13 protein-coding genes and 3 pseudogenes are annotated in these 15,344 nt (G+C 70.8%); 12 read left to right on the top strand and 4 right to left on the bottom strand.

From position 1 onward, the window contains the following. Positions 1-334 precede the first annotated feature (334 nt). The 4 genes from AB0M62_RS16090 to AB0M62_RS16075 all read left to right on the top strand — a co-directional run bounded on the left by AB0M62_RS16090 (position 335) and on the right by AB0M62_RS16075 (position 3,559). A complete protein-coding gene (locus AB0M62_RS16090; RefSeq protein WP_366074802.1) occupies positions 335-850 on the top strand; it encodes a helix-turn-helix domain-containing protein in 516 nt (171 codons plus the stop codon). A gap of 248 nt (positions 851-1,098) precedes the next feature. Further along, positions 1,099-1,707, top strand: a complete 609-nt coding sequence (locus tag AB0M62_RS16085) for a hypothetical protein (RefSeq protein WP_366074801.1) — start codon at positions 1,099-1,101, stop codon at positions 1,705-1,707. 8 nt (positions 1,708-1,715) lie between these two features. Beyond that, positions 1,716-2,945 (top strand): MAB_1171c family putative transporter, encoded by a 1,230-nt coding sequence (locus tag AB0M62_RS16080; protein WP_366074800.1) that lies wholly within the window; start codon positions 1,716-1,718, stop codon positions 2,943-2,945. Next, positions 2,942-3,559: a hypothetical protein gene (locus AB0M62_RS16075; RefSeq protein ID WP_366074799.1), complete on the top strand. Its 618-nt coding sequence runs from the start codon at positions 2,942-2,944 to the stop codon at positions 3,557-3,559. Before AB0M62_RS16080 ends, AB0M62_RS16075 begins: the two co-directional genes overlap by 4 nt. Before the next feature lie 21 nt (positions 3,560-3,580). Here the strand turns inward: AB0M62_RS16075 and AB0M62_RS16070 are convergent, their stop codons facing one another. Continuing rightward, complete coding sequence (locus AB0M62_RS16070) at positions 3,581-3,763, bottom strand: hypothetical protein (RefSeq protein ID WP_366074798.1); 183 nt, start codon at positions 3,761-3,763, stop codon at positions 3,581-3,583. A 92-nt stretch (positions 3,764-3,855) separates the two neighbouring features. Between AB0M62_RS16070 and AB0M62_RS16065 the strand changes: the two genes are divergently transcribed. The 4 genes from AB0M62_RS16065 to AB0M62_RS16050 all read left to right on the top strand — a co-directional run bounded on the left by AB0M62_RS16065 (position 3,856) and on the right by AB0M62_RS16050 (position 11,178). Beyond that, the gene (locus AB0M62_RS16065; RefSeq protein WP_366074797.1) at positions 3,856-6,546 is read left to right on the top strand and encodes a SpoIIE family protein phosphatase; all 2,691 of its coding nucleotides are present in this window, start codon (positions 3,856-3,858) and stop codon (positions 6,544-6,546) included. Positions 6,547-6,685: 139 nt separating this feature from the next. Further along, positions 6,686-8,266, top strand: coding sequence for a sigma-70 family RNA polymerase sigma factor (locus tag AB0M62_RS16060; RefSeq protein ID WP_366074796.1), 1,581 nt, complete (start codon positions 6,686-6,688; stop codon positions 8,264-8,266). 31 nt (positions 8,267-8,297) lie between these two features. Next, on the top strand, positions 8,298-10,844 hold the full coding sequence (locus tag AB0M62_RS16055) for a SpoIIE family protein phosphatase (RefSeq protein WP_366074795.1): 2,547 nt from the start codon (positions 8,298-8,300) through the stop codon (positions 10,842-10,844). Between the two features lie 94 nt (positions 10,845-10,938). Next, positions 10,939-11,178 carry a DUF6296 family protein gene (locus AB0M62_RS16050; protein ID WP_366074794.1) on the top strand — a complete coding sequence of 80 codons (240 nt, stop codon included), beginning with the start codon at positions 10,939-10,941 and terminating at the stop codon, positions 11,176-11,178. A gap of 49 nt (positions 11,179-11,227) precedes the next feature. Here AB0M62_RS16050 and AB0M62_RS16045 read toward each other — a convergent pair whose 3' ends face one another. Both AB0M62_RS16045 and AB0M62_RS16040 read right to left on the bottom strand, forming a co-directional pair. Next, positions 11,228-11,662 (bottom strand): hypothetical protein, encoded by a 435-nt coding sequence (locus AB0M62_RS16045; RefSeq protein WP_366074793.1) that lies wholly within the window; start codon positions 11,660-11,662, stop codon positions 11,228-11,230. 227 nt (positions 11,663-11,889) lie between these two features. Beyond that, a pseudogene (locus AB0M62_RS16040) lies at positions 11,890-12,000 on the bottom strand (DUF2071 domain-containing protein); the annotation flags it as partial. 171 nt (positions 12,001-12,171) lie between these two features. Here AB0M62_RS16040 and AB0M62_RS16035 point away from each other — a divergent pair. Next, the gene (locus AB0M62_RS16035) at positions 12,172-12,618 is read left to right on the top strand and encodes an SRPBCC family protein (protein ID WP_366074814.1); all 447 of its coding nucleotides are present in this window, start codon (positions 12,172-12,174) and stop codon (positions 12,616-12,618) included. 3 nt (positions 12,619-12,621) lie between these two features. Here AB0M62_RS16035 and AB0M62_RS16030 read toward each other — a convergent pair whose 3' ends face one another. Beyond that, a complete protein-coding gene (locus AB0M62_RS16030; protein WP_366074791.1) occupies positions 12,622-13,332 on the bottom strand; it encodes a hypothetical protein in 711 nt (236 codons plus the stop codon). Positions 13,333-13,522: 190 nt separating this feature from the next. On the opposite strand from AB0M62_RS16030, the pseudogene AB0M62_RS16025 reads away from it, so the two are divergent. The 3 genes and pseudogenes from AB0M62_RS16025 to AB0M62_RS16015 all read left to right on the top strand — a co-directional run. Then, positions 13,523-13,725, top strand: a pseudogene (locus tag AB0M62_RS16025) (potassium transporter TrkA); the annotation flags it as partial. Between the two features lie 3 nt (positions 13,726-13,728). Then, positions 13,729-13,935 (top strand): annotated as a pseudogene (locus tag AB0M62_RS16020) (carbonic anhydrase); the annotation flags it as partial. Positions 13,936-13,978: 43 nt separating this feature from the next. Next, a complete protein-coding gene (locus tag AB0M62_RS16015; protein WP_366074790.1) occupies positions 13,979-15,325 on the top strand; it encodes a cytochrome P450 in 1,347 nt (448 codons plus the stop codon). Positions 15,326-15,344 lie beyond the last annotated feature (19 nt).

Here is a 15,344-nt window from a genome sequence, read left to right as displayed (position 1 = left end):
CCCGATCTACCTATCTCTGCCCGGCCGCCGCGGGGGGTTGCGCCGGCGCCCGGCGCACGGGGGTGCCCGGGGCGCCGCCCCCCACTTCGCCGCGTGCCGGTGGCACGCGGCTTCCCCCGTCCGGCCCGCCCCCGTGGCGGCACGGCGTACGCACCCCCGTGACGTACGCCCTGCCTCCATCAACTTTATTTTACGGGCCACAGGCAATATGCCGAGCGGGTCGCTCTTCTGTCAAGCAGACTTTACGTTGCCCGGGTGGGTATCCTCGCCCGTAAACTTCGAGAGAACACGGCCGCCGTCGGCGACCCGCAGTGCCGGCCGCAAGGGGGATCGAGTGAACAGGGCGACTCCGGCAAGCCGGCGCACCATCGCACAGAAGCTCGATCATCTGATCGGCACCATCCACCCCCATGACCGTGGTCCGCTCAGCTACATGGAGATCGCGGAGGGGATCAAGAAGAAGGCCGGGCCGGACGGCCCCACCGTGTCGCACGCCACCATCCAGAAGATTCGCAAGGGCGAGATCGTCGATCCGAAGGTGAGCACGCTCACCGTGATCGCGGGCTTCTTCGGCGTTCCGGTGACGTACTTCTTCGACGACGCCGTCGCCAGCCGGGTCGACGCCAAGCTCGCGAAGATCAAAGAACGCGTCGAACTGACCCGCGCCCAGCGGGAGCTGGCGGAAGTCCTGGAGAACGGTGACGTTCGCGACGTCGCGGTACGGATGAACGGCCTGTCCGTCGGCAGCCTGCGCGCCATCCGCGGCGTGATCGACCAGGCGCGCAAGCTCGAAGGCCTCCCCGAGTCCCCCGGCGGAACGCCGGCCTCCGGGCAGCGCGACGAGTTCTAGACCGTTATAGACCCTGTTCGGGCGGCACCTCTGGGGCGGCGATCTCCAGCGGTCCCCGATTTCCGCCACCACCAGTGCCGTTCGGGCCTTATGTGCAGATTTGTCAATTGACCGAAAAGCAGCGGCAGTCGGGGCACCCCGCCTTGAGGAACAGCTGTTCCGTCACCTAGGATCCGAGCCGGGGATTTCATTCGCGACAGGCTTCGAAGGGGACGGAGCGGGACTGCGCATCGGCCAGCGAGGAATGCATGTACAAGACGCGCCGCCGCGCCCGCTGTGAGGCAGTCGCCGCCACCCTCGACATTCCGCGACCTTTCGATCTCGACGTCCTTTGCGCCCGTATCGCCGCTCAGCGCGGCCGCCCTCTGCGTTTGGTCGCCCTCGAAGGCGCTCCGGACGGCAGCATGCCGTGCGGGGTCTGGGTCGCCACCAGCACCGCGGACCTGATCTTCTACGAGCCCGCGACCAGCGCCCTGCACAAATTGCAGATCGTGCTGCACGAACTCGCGCACTTGCTCCTGGGGCACGGAGCTCCGGACGCCGAGCAGCCCGCTTACGCCGGCAGGCTCTTGGGGGAGGGCGCCGGAACCGGAAACCCCGGGACCGAGAACGCCTCGACCGAGAACCTCGACGAGGACGACGACCTCGACCTCGACCTCGACCTCGAGCAGGTGCTTCACATCCTCGGCCGCACCAGCTACAGCGACGGTGAGGAGAAGGACGCGGAACTCCTGGCGACGATTCTCAGCGACCGGGTACTCACCGACGAGGCCCCGACCACTTCCGGCCAGGCCGCCGATGTCCTGGACCGGCTCAACGACGCCCTTGGCCACCCCATCCGCAACTCCCGTCCGTGAGTGTGCCCGTGGAAAACGCTGTCCTGATCCTTCTGTGGCTGGTCGCGCTGTGGCGCGGCCCCTCCGCGCTGCGCTCCTCCAAGCAGCGCACGCTGTGGGCCGCCTTCGCCGCGCTGACACTGTCCATGACGCTGCGGCGGCCGGAGGTGATGCATGCCATCGACAGCGGTACCGGCGTGAACAACCTCTCCACCCTGCTCAAGCACTTCCTGGGTATCACCGCCGCGGCCGCCGTACTGGAATTCGTGTACGTGATCACGCGTCCCGAAGGCCGCAACGGGGCCCGGCTGCGCCTGTGCGCCGCGGCCGCCACCATGGTCGCGCTGACCGTTCTGTTCGCCTTCATGCCCCGGGAGACCGAGGCCGAGGAATTCTTCGAGAGCAGCGCCGGCTCCGGGACCGCCACGGTCTACCTGATGGTCTGGTTCACCTACCTGGGCACCGCGATGGCCTCGGCCACCTGGCTGTTCTGGGGGTCCAGTCGGCACGCCCGCGCCGGCTGGCTGCGCACCGGCCTGCGCCTGCTCGGCACCGGCACGGCGGCGGGCGTCGCGTACTCGCTGACCCGGGCGGTGTACCTGCTCCTCCGGCTCGCCGACGTCGTCGACGCCGGCAGCGACGCCGGGGTCAGCACCCTCACCGACACGATGAAGCACCTCGCCATCGGCCTGATTCTGATCGGCAGCTCCGTGCCGGCCATGGGCGTGGCCTGGCGGACGGGCCGGCACTGGCTGTACTTCAGGCGGCTGGCCCCGCTGTGGACGGACCTCACGGCGGCGGTCCCCGAAGTGGTGCTGGGCGAGGAACTGCGCCGCCGGGAGCTCCAGATGCGTCTGCACCGCAGGGTCGTCGAGATCCGCGACGCGATCCTCGCGCTCCAGCCCTACGCGTCCGCCGAACTGCGCGACCGCGCCGAGGCGGCTACGAAGCACCCTGCTGCCGCCGATGCCTGCTGGGTCGAGGCAGCCCGCCGCGCCAAGGTCGCCGGCCACGCACCACTCACCGACGTGCAGCGGCGGGACACCGCGGCGGGCGACGAACTCGACCTGGACGCCGAGGCCCGGTGGCTCTGGCAGATCGAGACCGCGCGCCGGGGAGACGTCGTACGGCAATTCGCCGTCGCCGGCCCGGACACCTCGCACCCGTCCGCGTCCCCGCGTCTCATGTCCGCGCAGGACACACGCGGGCAGCAGATACCTCTTCAGGAACCGTCCCACCAGGAGACAGCACCCCAGTGACCACGACCACCGACACCTCAGCGACCGGCGAGGCCCCCGCGGCCGAGTCGCGTACCGCCCGGATCGTCACGGACGGCCTCGAACCGAAGAACTGGATCATCGCACTGACCCTTCTCGTCGGCTGGCGCGTGGACGGTCTCGTGGGGATCGGCTGGGGGCTCTTCGGCGCCACCTTCGCCGCCGTGATCCCTGTGCTGTTCATCAAGTTCGGCATCCGTCGCGGCACCTGGGCCGACCGTCACCTCGGCGTCAAACAGCAGCGCCTGGTGGTCATGGTCTTCATCATCTGCTCCGTAGTCACCGGAACGCTGCTGATGAGGATCCTGGGGGCGCCTTCGGCGATGGTCGCGCTCATCGCGGCCATGGTGGCCACCCTGGTGGTTCTCATGGTGATCACCGCGGCTTGGAAGGTCTCGGTGCACGCCGCGGTCTCGTCGGGCAGCGTCGCCATCCTCGCGCTCACCTACAGCCCCTGGATGCTGGCCCTCTACCCGGTGGTGGCCATCGTCGGATGGTCGCGGATCGCGCTCCGCGACCACACCCCGGCCCAAGTCGTCGCAGGCACCGCACTCGGGGCGCTGGTGGCCGGGGCCACCTTCGCCCTGCTGCGCTAGCGGAGGCGCAACGGCCCGGTCTTAAGGCAGATACCTTTCGACTGCCGCAGGGCCGTCCTTCTCCAGGGCCTCGCGGGCCTTCTCCAGCAGCTCCGGAGTCGGTTCCCGACCGGAGAGCATCACCAGGTCTTCCGGATCCACCGGGTGCTCCGACCCGGTGTGCAGCACGCTGTCGGGCGTGGGTCCTCCGTCAGCCTCGGGCATGGGAGCCTCCTCGCGTCTCGGTTTCTCCACGGTACGACGCCCAGGGTGCCACGGCACGGCGCGGAGCAAGGCGGTGCTAGAAATAAGAGGTGATGGAGCTTTTCAGGCGTTTTGAGCTTCACCCAGCCCGCTGGGGTCTGCGGCGCAGTGTCGCCGCCCAGGTGTTCGGCCTTCAGGTGGTGCTGGTGGTGCTGCTCGTCGTCGCCGCGACCGTCGCGCTGGTACTGCAGTCCCGGTCGGACAGCGAGCGGGACGCCCGGAACCGTTCACTGGCCGCTGCCGAGTCGTTCGCTCACGCTCCCGGCCTCGTGGAAGCCCTGCAGTCGCCCGATCCCACCGCCGAACTGCAGTCACTCGCCGAGGGAGCCCGCAGGGGCTCGAACGTCGACTTCATCGCGGTGATGTCCACGGAGGGGATCCGGTACACCGACTCCGTGCCGGAGTTGATCGGCGAGCGGGCGGAGGGCGACCTCGGGCGGGCGGTGGCCGGCGAGTCCTTCACGGAGGTCTACAAAGGCGATCCCAACGACGCCGTGCGGGCGATCGTCCCGGTGACCGAGTCCAACGGTTCCGTCGTCGGTCTGGTCGGAGCCGGCATCAAGATCGGAAACGTCGCGGACGTCCTGGATCGCCAGATGCCGCTTCTCTTCGGTGTCACCGCCGCCGCGCTGGCCGTGGCCACCGCCGGAGCCGCCGTCGTCAGCAGCCGCCTGCGGCGCCAGACCCACGGCCTGGGGCCCGCCGAGATGACTCGTATGTACGAGCACAACGAGGCCGTGCTGCACGCCGTCCGGGAAGGCGTGATCATCGTCGGGGCCGACGGCGTGCTGCTGATGGCCAACGACGAGGCGCGACGGCTGCTGGACCTGCCGGCGGGCGCCGAGCAGCGTCCCGTACAGGACCTCGGGCTCGCGCCGGAGACCGCCGCGCTACTGGCCCGCGGCACCGCCGTGACCGACGCGGTGCATCTGGCCGGAGACCGGCTGCTGGCGGTCAATGTGCGGCTCACCGAGCCCCACGGCGGGATCGGGGGCAGCGTGGTGACGCTACGGGACTCCACCGAACTGCGCGCGCTGGCCGGACGCGCCGAGGTGGCACGGGAGCGGCTCAAGCTGTTGTACGACGCCGGTCTCCAGGTCGGTACGACTCTCGACGTGGTGCGGACGGCTGAGGAACTGGCCGAGGTGGCGGTGCCCCGGTTCGCCGGGTTCGTCACGGTGGAGCTGCTGGTGCCCGTACTGCAGGGTGAGGAGCCGGTCGGAACGGCCCGCCGTATGCGGCGCACCGCGGTGCGAGGCACCCGGGAGATCTCCGCGCTCGACCCGGCCGGCACCCTGATCGATGTAGCTCCGGGTACGCCGATGGCGGCGGGGCTGGACTCCGGACGCGCGGTGCTCGAGGCGGATCTGACCATCGCGCAGGGCTGGCGGGCGCAGGACCCGCCCGGGGCGCAGAGCGCCCTGGAGGACGGGTTCCGTTCGCTGCTCACAGTGCCGCTGACAGCGCGCGGCATCGTCCTCGGCATGGTCAACTTCTGGCGGGCCGAGGAGTCCGACCCCTTCGAGACGGAGGATCTGTCGTTCGCCGAGGAACTGGCCATGCGCGCGGCACTGAGTATCGACAACGCCCGCCGCTTCACGCGCGAGCACACCACGGCCGTCACACTCCAGCGGAGCCTGCTCCCCCACACCTTGCCGCAGAACGGCGCTCTGGAGGTCGACCACCGCTATGTGCCCGCGCAGGCCGGGGTGGGCGGCGACTGGTTCGACGTCATTCCGCTGCCGGGAGCCAGGGTCGCCCTGGTCATCGGCGACGTCGTCGGCCACGGCCTCCATGCCGCCGTCACCATGGGCAGGCTGCGCACGGCAGTGCACAACTTCTCCTCGCTCGACCTGCCCCCGGACGAACTCCTCGGGCATCTCAACGACCTCGTCACGGCGATGGACGAGGTCGACGCAGCGGAGGACGAGAGCCGGCAGGTCACCGGCGCCACGTGCCTGTACGCCGTCTACGAATCCGCCTCGGGACACTGCACGCTGGCCCGCGCGGGCCATCCCGGTCCCGCGCTCGCCCGCCCCGACGGCTCGGTCGACTTCCCCGACGTCCCGGCGGGTCCGCCACTCGGCGCCGGGAACATGCCCTTCGAGGTGAGCGAGCTCCTGCTGCCGGCGGGCAGCAGCCTGGTCCTCTACACGGACGGGCTCATCGAAGAACGCGGCCGGGACATCGACGAGGGAATGGAACTCCTGCGCCACGCCCTGCGGGAACCGGCTCTCGGGCAGCGGCCGCCGCGGGAGATGTGCCAGGCCGTGTTCGACGCCCTGGCCCCCTCGCGCGGCCAGGACGACATCGCGCTGCTCGTCGCCCGCACCCGGGTGCTGGACTCCGACCGGGTCGCCCACTGGAGCGTTGAGTCCGACCCGGCCGCCGTCGCAGCCGTACGGTCCGACGTCACCCGCCGTCTTGCCGTATGGGGCCTGGACGAGCTTGCCTTCACCACCGAACTCATCCTGAGCGAACTGATCACCAACGCCATCCGGTACGGCGCCGCGCCCATCGGGGTACGGCTCCTGCTCAGCGACGTCCTCGTGTGCGAGGTCTCCGACGCCAGCAGTACTTCGCCACACCTGCGCCGGGCGGCAACGCTGGACGAAGGGGGCCGGGGGCTGTTCCTTGTAGCCCAGTTCGCCGAACGCTGGGGGACCCGGTACATCGCCGATGGAAAAATCATCTGGGCTGAACAACCGCTCGTCGTACCGGCCATGGCCGGTACGACCCGTTAGGGTCTGTGTTCCGAACAGAGCGCACGTCGGCCGCTCCCCCGTTCGAACCGCATCTTTTTCTGTTAGCGGACGAGGGCCGGACGATCTCCCAAGTGTTGGAGGCAGTCGGCTCGGGCCGAGGAAACAGGGTGGGCAGGACATGAACAGTGACCACGGGGCCGCACTGGTGAGTGCGGCGCAGACCGGTGACCAGCGGGCGCAGGACGAGCTCGTCGCCGCCTATCTACCGTTGGTGTACAACATCGTCGGCCGGGCGCTGAACGGTCACGCGGATGTCGACGACGTGGTTCAGGAGACCATGCTGCGCGCGCTCGACGGGCTGCCCGCGCTGCGGACGCCGGAAAGCTTCCGGTCCTGGCTGGTGGCCATCACCATGAACCAGATCCGCCGCCACTGGCACACGCACCGGTCGGCGCCGCCGACCGGTGGACTGCAGGACGCCCACGACGTCGCCGACCCGGGCGCCGACTTCGTCGACCTGACCATCGTGCAACTCGGTCTGTCCGGCCAGCGACGGGAAGCGGCCGAGGCCACCCGCTGGCTCGACCCCGACGACCACGCACTGCTGTCGCTGTGGTGGCTGGAGGCCGGGGGCGAACTCACGCGCGCGGAGGTGGCCGCCGCCCTGGAACTCACCCCCCAGCACACCGCAGTGCGGGTCCAGCGGATGAAGGCCCAACTGGAGTCGGCCCGCGTGGTGGTGCGCGCCCTGTCCTCGGCGCCGCTGTGCGCGGAGCTGAGGCCGGTGCTCGCGGCCTGGGACGGCGTACCCTCGGCGCTCTGGCGCAAGCGGTTGGCCCGACATGCCCGGCAGTGCGCCGTCTGCTCCGGACACTGGAGCGGTCTGGTTCCGGCCGAAGGGCTGCTCGCCGGTCTCGCTCTGATCCCCGCGACCGCTTCCCTGCTGCGCGGTACGGGCGGCGGCGCGGGTCTCAATGCCGACCTGGTGGCTGCGATCGGCTCGCCCGGCGGCGGCACGGGGGGCGGGCGCGGACCCGAATCGAGGAGCGGCCGCCGCCATCGCCTGCGCCGTCGGCGCCGGGTGAGCGCGGCGGCGGCGGGAATCGTCGTGGTCGTCGGCGCGGCGGGGGTCGTCCGGCTCTCCACGGGCGACGCCGACACGGAACGGGCACAGGCGGCATCCGCGTCGGAGTTCGCCTCAGCGGCTCCCGCGAGCACCGGCACTCCGTCGGCGACAGCCACCGCTTCCCCGAGCCCCGCGGTGGCGCCGGTCAAGAAGCCGGTGAAGTCGCCCACGCGGGAGAAGCCCTCGCCGAGCCCCACTCCGGCCACGACCGCGGAGCGCGCGGTGTCCCCGGAAGACAAGGGTGGCTCGAAGCCGGGCACGGTCCAGAAGGTCATCGCCCTGATCAACAAGGAGCGGGCCAAGAAGGGCTGCGGGCCGGTGAGATCCAACAAGCGGTTGAAAAAGGCCGCTCTGCGCCACTCCAAGGACATGGCGGCCCGTGACTTCTTCGACCACACCAACCCCGACGGGGTCGACCCCGGTGAGCGCATCACCGCGGCCGGCTACGAGTGGAGTACGTACGGCGAGAACATCGCCCGGGGCCAGCGGAGTCCGGCCCAGGTGATGGACGCGTGGATGGACAGCCCCGGCCACCGGGCCAACATCCTCAATTGTTCCTTCGAAGAAGTGGGAATCGGTATCCACCGGGGCTCCGGCGGACCGTGGTGGACGCAGGCGTTCGGAGCCCGCTGATCCTCCCGCAGCTCCGCCCCGGCCTTCTGAGGTGCGCGGCACGGTCGCTCTGGAGCATCCTGGCTGTGTGACCCTGTACGGCGCTGCCGGGCGTCGCACCTCGCCGCCGGAGAGCGGGACGGCGCCCGGGACAGCCAACAGCAGCGGCCGAGTTCCGGACGAACTCGGCCTGGTGCTCGCACAAGCCGCCGTACAGGCGATTCATGCCGTCGGAGGCAGCTCCGGCGGCGTCTACCTGCGCTCCGGGACCCCCGGTCTGCTCAGGCTCGCGGTACTCGTGGGACTGCCCGGGCCGCTGTTCCGTCCGTGGTGGCGCATGCACATCAACAGGCCGTTCCCGGTGGCCGAGGCCTACCGCTCGGGGCACGCCGTCCACCTCGCCGACGCCCAGGAGGCCATGCGGCGGTTCCCCCAGCTCATGGCCGGCCTGCCGTTCCCCTTCGGTTCGCTGTACGCCCCGGTGCGCAGCGACCGCGACAAGTTCGGCGTGCTGGTGGTGCTGCGCCCGGCCACGCCCGGTATCCCGGTCGACCACGGCGACCGGCGCCGGCTGGACCACGGCGCGAAACGACTCGGTGCCGCACTCGTGGAACTCTCCGCGGACGGCACGACCGTCGAATGGGACGGCGAACCGGTTCTGGTGCAGATGCCCGCGGCGACCGCCCAGCCGGTCCGGATGGGCCACTTCGACTGGGATGTCGACAGCGGCGCTCTGACCGGCGACGACGATCTCTGCGCGATCCTCTCCATCGACCCGTCGGGCTTCCCGTGCACCATCGGGACCATGTCGTCGCAGGTGGCGCCGGAGGATGTGTACGGACTGTGGACCGTCGCCCGGCAGGCGGCCGAGTCCCTCCGGCCGGTGGCGCGCCGGATCCGCCTGCTCGGTCCGGACGGCCATGCCCGCCCGGTGGTGCTCTCGTGCCGCCGCGCGCCGCCGGGCGGCGGTCCGGGCCGCCGGCTGACCGGTCACCTCGTGGACCTGGGCGCCGGGCCGATCGCCGCCGAGGCACCGGACCGGCTGCCGGAGGGCATCTTCTCCCTCGACCGCCTCGGGCGCGTCACCTACGTCAACCACAGTGCGGCCTGTCTGCTCGGGCAGACCCGGCCCGAGCTGATGGGACGCGTGCTGTGGGATGCCCTGCCCTGGTTCGTCCTCCCCGCCTACGAGGACCACTTCCGGGCGGCGCTGATCTCCCACGACCCCGTCCACTTCCTGGCCCGCCGCCGGCCGGAGGCGTGGCTGTCGGTGTCGCTCTATCCGGGCCACGACGGCCTGACCGCCACGGTGACGGCTGCGGAACAGCCCGGCCACCCGACGGGGTCCGTCGAGAGTGCGGGGCCCGGGCTGGACTCGTCGGCCGACCGGGCTGCGGCGCTGTACCGGCCGGTCGCCCTGGCCATCGCCCTGACGGAGGCCGTCACCGCACGTCAGGTGTCCGCGGTGGTCACGGAGGAGCTGTTGCCCGCTTTCGGCGGCCGGCAGCTGGCCATATACGTGCTGAGCGAGCGGCACCTCTACCTGGCCTGGGAGACGGGTTTCCCGAAGGGCTTCCTCGACCGCTTCGACGGCGTCGCGCTCGATGCCCGGCTGCCCGGCGTCGAGACTCTCACCACCGGGAACCCCCTCTTCTTCGAGTCCATGGAACACCTGGCCGCCGCGTACCCCGGAATCCCCCTGGACGCCCATGTCGGGGCCAGGGCGTTCCTGCCCCTGATCGCCTCCGGGCGCCCCGTCGGCTCGTGCATCCTCGGCTTCGACAGGCCGCGCAACTTCAGCCCCGAGGAGCGCGCGGTCCTCACCGCCCTCGCCGGTCTCATCGGGCAGGCTCTGGAGCGGGCCCGGCGTTACGACACGGAAGCGGCGCTGGCCCGCGGTCTGCAGGACGCCCTGCTGCCGCACCGGCTGCCCGTATTCGACCATGTGGACACCGTGGGGCGGTATCTCCCCGGCACCCAGGGCATGGACGTAGGAGGCGACTGGTACGACGTCGTCGACACGGGCACGGGGCTGGCCCTCGTCATCGGCGACGTGCAGGGTCACGGAGTGTCAGCCGCCGCCACCATGGGCCAACTCCGCAGCGCCGTGCGCGCCTTCGCGCTTGCCGGGCTCGGTCCACAGCAGGTGATGGGCGGCACCAACCGGCTGCTCATCGACCTGGATCCGGGTCAGATCGCCAGTTGCTGCTACGTCGTTCTGGACCCGGCGACCGGCGCCGCGCAGGCCGTACGGGCGGGGCACCCCCAGCCCCTGCTGTGCCATCCCGACGGCAAGGCCGAGGTGCTGGACCTGACCGGCGGCGTCGTGCTGGGCGTGGCCGCCGAGGCGTCGTATCCCATTACCGAGCTGCGGCTCGAGCCGGGCGCGGTACTGGCCCTCTTCACGGACGGGCTGGTGGAGGAGGCGTGCACCGACATCGACGAGGGGATCGACCGGCTGCGCAGAACGCTCGCGAGCGTCCGCTCGGCCACGCTCACCGAAATCGCCGACCGGTTGATCCGTGAGGCCCGGCAGGCGACCGACCGGCCCGACGACATCGCACTCCTACTCGCGGCGCGCTGGGCGGACACCTCATAGACCCCCTCCCAGAGCGGCGAGAACATGCCGGATGCACCATTTCGCCCGAACAGTCTTACGATCAAACGGGACCCAACGCGACGAGGGAGCAGTCATGGGACAGGCAAAGGACTATGAACTGGTGTTCGGAGGCGCGGACCGTCCGGGCTCGGCCGGCGAGGATCTGGTGGTCGTGCACCGGAGCGACCGGACGGGGCCGGGCGGGCATCCCGTTTACGTCGACGACACCGGAATCGTTCAGGCGGAGATCAGCGACCGCTCGGAGGTGCGGATGATCGCCAGCGGCGGCCACCAGCAACTCCCGGCCGCGGTACAGGCCCGCCCGGTGGACTAGGGTCTCTCGCTCGGATCCTGTCGGCCTCGCGCTGATCCGAAAGGCACTTTCACGACTCTTCCTCGTTCAGTCCGCTGGCCTCCGCGATTCCGCGCAGTGCGCTGTCCTCCGCGCGGCGGCTGCGTGCCCACTCGCGCAGTTCTTCGAGTTTGGCGGGGTCGCCGGCGGTCTCGGCATCCACCATGGCGCGGACGGGATGCCCCGCGTCGTCGACGTCGACCTGGACGAACTGCTGGTCCATCCTTCCGGTCAGCGCAATCGTGATCACGGTGGCCACTTCGTCTCTGAGGGCCGGTGTCACCTTGGCATCGTCGTCGCCCAGGTCGATGTCGATCGTCCCGGTCTCGTGTGCGGAGATGGCGGCCAGGGTCGGGCGGATCATCCTCATCAGCAGTCCGAACTCCTCGGCGGACATACGCGCACGAAGCGTGTCCACGTACAGGAGTACCGGATGGGCGCCCTCGGGCTGCGGCTCGTTGTCCATCACCGCAGCCTGCCCGGGTGAACGGTGTTAACCCCAGGTCCACGGGCCCCTTCACCCGGACCGCCCATCATCTGACCTGCCGGACCGGCGTGTCGTCGCCCACAGGGGCCCGCCGGGCACGCCCGACCGCAGGGACGCGTCACCGCCGCACAGGCCGCCCGGAGCCGGCGAGGAGCCCGGGCGAGTAGAGCACGCTGACCGCCGCGCCGGCCTGCTCCGGCAGCCAGGGTGTCCGGGACGGTCCCGGCCGGCAGCAGCGGAGCCACGTCCGCCGGATCTGCGGTCCAGTGCAGGAAGGCGAGGTCGCGTCACGACTGCGCGAGCAGGGGGTGGGGCATGGAGCGCGGCGGGTCAGGCGTGATGGATTCCGGCACGCAGGGTGAGAGGGGCACCTTGCCGGCATCACACCAGCGCGCGCCACACGACGGTTACCAAGAGTTTCGGGACGCGTTCTGGAATGATGACCGGACCCGCGCCCCCGGGGTGCGGGTCCGATCAGAGGAGAGATGATGTCCAGTCGGTTCGAGGCGACGGTCGAGATCAACCGACCGATCGGAGAGGTCTTCGCCTTCCTCGCCGACGGCGAGAACGATCCGAAGTTCAGCCCCAGGGTGCTGGAGATCGCGAAGACGACGGACGGGCCGACCACGGTGGGCACGGTCTACGCCAGCACGGTCAAGGACGCCGGGATGAAGACCCGGAGGGAGTTCAGGATCAGCGAGTTCGAGCCGCCCCGCCGAATCCGCTGGACCGAGATCTCCAAAAACCTTGTGACCGCTCGTGAGGGCGGCTACGACCTCGACTCGACCGGCGAGGGCACAACCCGCCTGAGAATCTTCAACGTCCTGGAGGGCCACGGCGTGGGCAAGCTCATCGCCGGCCTGGCTCTCGGGGCGGCGCGCAAGGACGCCGCCGCCTTCGGCCGGCGGATCAAGGCAGCCGTCGAAGCGTCCTGAGCGTCACGACGCGCTCCCCCGGCTGGTGTCGCGGCGACGCAACCCGGCCCACGGGGTGCCGCGCCGGCCGGTTTCGACCCTGTCCGCGGACCCGGCAGCTGACTCGTCGGCAGTGGTCGCGGCCCTGGACCCGGCGCCGACCGCGCGGCGGCCGTTCCCGGCGGCCGTGGGGTCGGCGGCCAGCTCCTCGAAGAGGGCGCGGGCTCGGACCAGGGTCTCGCGCAGCTCCTCCGTCCCCGCCTGTCCCTCGGAGGCCCGGCGGGCAGCCGCGTGGATCTGCCGGAAGCCGTCGACCTGGTGCGGGTGGTGCACGGAGAGCGCGGCCACGCGCGCGTCGTGCTCGTCGTCCGGGAAGCCGCGGTCACGCGCGAGGCGGACGAGCAAGCGGTCCGCGTCGGCCACCGCGTGTGCGGGCGAGTCGACGAACTTTTCCTGGATGCCCGCCCACGCGGCGACGTACTGGGTGTGCGCCTCGGTCGTCAACGGCCGTACCTCCAGGCCCTGATGAAGGCGCAGCCGCTCGCCGAGATCCTTCTCGGCCGCCTTCGTGTCGCCGTCGTGCTGGGCAACGGCCCGCTCATACTCGGGTCCGAAGTGGCGGCGCAGGTCACGGCCGCCTGGGCCGCGACGGCCGGCCGCGAGGGGCCGTGCGGCGACCAGAGCGAGAATGAGCACCGCGACGACGACCAGGATGATGATGACGCCGGTGGACATGACAGGCCTTCCGGTGAACGACCCCGCGCGCTGCGGGCTGACATCTCCCGTGTAGCCGCGGCGGGCGCGGTCAAACAAAAGTCCTTCGCGGGCGGGCACTTCGCGTACTGCCACGAGCCGGTCAAGCCGCGGGCACTGCGCTGCTCGAGGGAGGCTCGGCCGCGGCCGACCGACCGCCTCGGAGGCAGTCATGGGTACGCGTCGCACCTCGCTGCCGGGAGACGGCACACAGTACGACTTCACCACCGAGACCGGCCGGCACATCTCCGTGGTCGTCCACAACGACGGCCGCCACTTCCTCGGCTTCTACGACGCCAACGCCCCTGACGCATGCGTCCTCACCGTGCCGCTGTCGTCCGAGGAGGCGCCGCCCTCGCGCAGCTGATCGACCCGACGCGGATATGGCCGGCGATAGACCACAGCCGGCACGGGGAGGCACGGATCGACTCCACCATCACGGCGAACGTCGAACTGGTCCGCTCCCGCCTCGCCTCGGAGCCCGACCTCGCCGGCAAGGTGGCCGCCGGTGACCTGGCGATCGTGGGAGCGAGATACGAAATCCATTCGCAGCTCGTCCGCGCGCTGCCACGGACCGGCGGCTGACGCCCTCTGGTACGGGCCGGGGGTTCCGCGATGTGATGAGGCCATGACCACTGGAACACCTCAAGTCGCCGTGCCGGTCCCCGGTCCGCGCCGGCTGCCGGGCCTCGGCAACCTGCCCGCCTTCGCCCGCGATCCGCTCGGCTTCTTCACCCGGCTGCGTGCCTGTGGCGACGTGGTCGAATGGCGGCTCGGACCGCAGCGCGCCCTCTTCCTCTCCCGGCCCGAGCACATCGGTGAGCTCCTCACCGGCATCGAGACCGTCTTCCGCCATCCCGAACTCGGCTGGGCCTTCAAGCTCGTACTCGGCGACGGCGTCGTCACCTCGCAAGGTCCGGCGTGGCGCCGCAAACGCGCCCTGGTCCAGCCCGCCGTGCGCCCGCGCCAGGTCCGCTCGTACGCGCGGACGATGACCGAATGTGCCACCGAGCTGGCGCAGGGGTGGCAGTCCGGTCAACTCATCGAGGTGCGGCGGGAGATGCTGGCACTCACTCAACGCATCGCCGTACGCACCCTCTTCGGCGGGGACACCGCGGGGCGCGAGGACGCGATCGGGCCGGCCATGGACGTTGCCCAGCGCGCCATCGGTGACGAGTTCCGTGGCCTCACACTGTTTCTCCCCGCCTGGATCCCCACTCCCGGGCGCCGCCGCCTCAAGGCCGCTGTCAACGTCATCGACCGTGAGGTCGCGCGGGTGACGCGGCAGCGGCGCCGGATGACGGAGGAGCGGGACGACCTGCTGAGCCGGCTGCTGGCCGCGCGCGACGAGAACGGCCTGCCGCTCACCGACAAGGAGGTCCGGGACGAGGCTGTCACCCTCTACATAGGCGGCCATGAAACCACCGGCACCACACTGACCTGGGCCTGGTATCTGCTCTCCCGCAACCCCGGTGCTCGTGCCCGGCTGGCGGAGGAGCTCGAGCGGGTGCTCGCGGACCGCGCGCCGGGGTTCGACGACCTGGCCCAGCTGCGCTGGACCGAGCAGGTGATCAAGGAGACCTTGCGCCTCTACCCGCCCGTGTGGCTCATGACCGGTATCGCCAAGGAAGGCTCGACACTGGGCGGACGGCCCGTCGGGGAAGGCACCGTGCTGTGGTCCAGCCAGTGGAGCACGCACCGCGACCCCCGCTGGTTCCCTGACCCCGAGGCGTTCCGGCCGGAGCGGTGGGACCCCGGCGCCTCCCCCACCGTCCCCGACCACGCCTGGTTCCCCTTCGGGGGAGGCTCCCGTGCCTGCCTGGGGGCCAGGTTCGCCATGGTCGAGGCCGTGCTCGTGCTGGCCACTCTCGCCCGGCGGTTCCATCTGGACACCGGCCCTGACGACATCCCGCCCAGGACAGGACTCACGCTCCAGCCGGGACGCACGATCCGCGCCTCAGTACAGCCGGTCTGACCCCCGGCCGATGCCTATA

The sequence above is a fragment of the Streptomyces sp. NPDC051219 genome (assembly GCF_040682335.1).
Classification (GTDB): domain Bacteria; phylum Actinomycetota; class Actinomycetes; order Streptomycetales; family Streptomycetaceae; genus Streptomyces.
Note: the sequence above shows the minus strand (reverse complement) of the source record. Positions and strands in the feature narration are given on the sequence as shown.

Bases quoted from the DNA above. Each gene is read 5' to 3' on its own strand.
- AB0M62_RS16050 (WP_366074794.1), top strand. From the start codon at position 10,939: ATGGGACAGGCAAAGGACTATGAACTGGTGTTCGGAGGCGCGGACCGT.
- AB0M62_RS16070 (WP_366074798.1), bottom strand. From the start codon at position 3,763: ATGCCCGAGGCTGACGGAGGACCCACGCCCGACAGCGTGCTGCACACC.
- AB0M62_RS16045 (WP_366074793.1), bottom strand. From the start codon at position 11,662: ATGGACAACGAGCCGCAGCCCGAGGGCGCCCATCCGGTACTCCTGTAC.
- AB0M62_RS16065 (WP_366074797.1), top strand. From the start codon at position 3,856: ATGGAGCTTTTCAGGCGTTTTGAGCTTCACCCAGCCCGCTGGGGTCTG.
- AB0M62_RS16030 (WP_366074791.1), bottom strand. From the start codon at position 13,332: ATGTCCACCGGCGTCATCATCATCCTGGTCGTCGTCGCGGTGCTCATT.
- AB0M62_RS16035 (WP_366074814.1), top strand. From the start codon at position 12,172: ATGTCCAGTCGGTTCGAGGCGACGGTCGAGATCAACCGACCGATCGGA.
- AB0M62_RS16060 (WP_366074796.1), top strand. From the start codon at position 6,686: ATGAACAGTGACCACGGGGCCGCACTGGTGAGTGCGGCGCAGACCGGT.
- AB0M62_RS16085 (WP_366074801.1), top strand. From the start codon at position 1,099: ATGTACAAGACGCGCCGCCGCGCCCGCTGTGAGGCAGTCGCCGCCACC.
- AB0M62_RS16015 (WP_366074790.1), top strand. From the start codon at position 13,979: ATGACCACTGGAACACCTCAAGTCGCCGTGCCGGTCCCCGGTCCGCGC.